The following is a 1,228-nucleotide window of genomic DNA, read 5'->3' as shown; positions in this document are numbered from 1 at the left end:
GTGTAGATCGGATCGGAGAAGTCGATGACCTCCTTGCGCGGCGCGGTGATGAACATCGCAGCCGCAATGATGTCAATCTTGCTCGAGGTCAGCGACGGGATCAGCGCCGAGAACGCCATCGGCTCGATCTGCACGTTGAGGCCGGCGTCCTTGCCGACTTCGGTGACGATGTCGACCATGATGCCCTGGATGGTGTTGGTCTTGGTGTCGAGGAAGGTGAAGGGAATGCCTGTCGGCGTCGAGCCGACCTTCAGCACCTGCTGCGCCGAAGCCGGCATCACCGCTGCCATCGCGAGCGCCGCAACCGCGGCCAGACCAAAACGCTTCAACGCCATCGCATCCCCCTTTGGGTCCGGCCGATGGCGGCGCTCGCAGATGTCTTGATCGCAGACGTTGCGGGCCAAGCCGTTTCGGCCTATTTTCACCAATATGAAAATTTGGTCACACTTTCGCAGATGATGCAAGCGGTTTTCATGCACATGAAGGAAGCGGTTTGACGTGAGCGGTGGCAAAAGAATGCGCAAACCGGCCGCCGCAAAGCCGGCCAGGAAGCTGAAGGCCAAGAAGGTGCCGGCCAAGGCCGTCACCCAGCCGGCCGAGCCCGCGATGGATGTCGCGGTCGGCCGCCGCATCCGCGATATCAGGCGCGTCAGGCAATTCTCGCTGGAAACGGTCGCCGCGCGCACGGATCTGTCGATCGGTTTCCTCAGCCAGATCGAGCGCGGCCTGTCGTCGCCGTCACTGCGCGTGCTGACAACGCTCTCCGACGTGCTCGGCGTCAGCCTAGCCGCTTTGTTCGGTGCCAGCCCAAGTTCCGAAGGTGCCTCCGACCAGGTGGTGACGCGCGGGCTTCAGCGGCCGGAACTGAAACTCTGGCGCAACGGAATTTCGAAACAATTGCTGAGCGCTGCGGGCAGCGACAACCGGCTCAACCTGTTCCTGGTGCATATCGATCCCGGCGGCTCCGCGGGCGACGAACTCTACACCCATGATGGCGAGGAAGCCGGCCTCGTGCTCGAGGGCGAGATGATATTGACGGTGGACAGCGAGACCTGGTCGCTGAAGACCGGCGACAGCTTTCGGTTTGCGAGCCGCAGGCCGCACCGGTTTTCCAATCCGGCGCAGGATGCGAAGGCGGTGGTGCTGTGGGTGAATTGCGTGACGGGCGCGGGGTGAGCCCTCCTTCCACGGAAACACTCTCCGTCCCGTCATCCTGAGGTGTGAGCCA

The 1,228-nt window shown here is 62.8% G+C and carries 2 protein-coding genes; one reads left to right on the top strand and one right to left on the bottom strand.

Annotated features, from left to right (window positions below):
• Nucleotides 1-578: transporter substrate-binding domain-containing protein (locus AC1D00_RS41785; RefSeq protein WP_477014730.1), on the bottom strand; the 578-nt coding region annotated here is incomplete at its 3' end.
• On the opposite strand from AC1D00_RS41785, the gene AC1D00_RS41780 reads away from it, so the two are divergent.
• Nucleotides 517-1,176 (top strand): helix-turn-helix domain-containing protein, encoded by a 660-nt coding sequence (locus AC1D00_RS41780; RefSeq protein ID WP_477014729.1) that lies wholly within the window; start codon nt 517-519, stop codon nt 1,174-1,176. The two genes, AC1D00_RS41785 and AC1D00_RS41780, sit on opposite strands and share 62 nt — an antisense overlap.
• The last annotated feature ends 52 nt before the right edge of the window (nt 1,177-1,228 follow it).

It is taken from the genome of Bradyrhizobium sp. P2_E8 (genome assembly GCF_056403875.1).
Note: the sequence above shows the minus strand (reverse complement) of the source record. Positions and strands in the feature narration are given on the sequence as shown.

Bases quoted from the DNA above. Each gene is read 5' to 3' on its own strand.
- AC1D00_RS41780 (WP_477014729.1), top strand. From the start codon at position 517: ATGCGCAAACCGGCCGCCGCAAAGCCGGCCAGGAAGCTGAAGGCCAAG.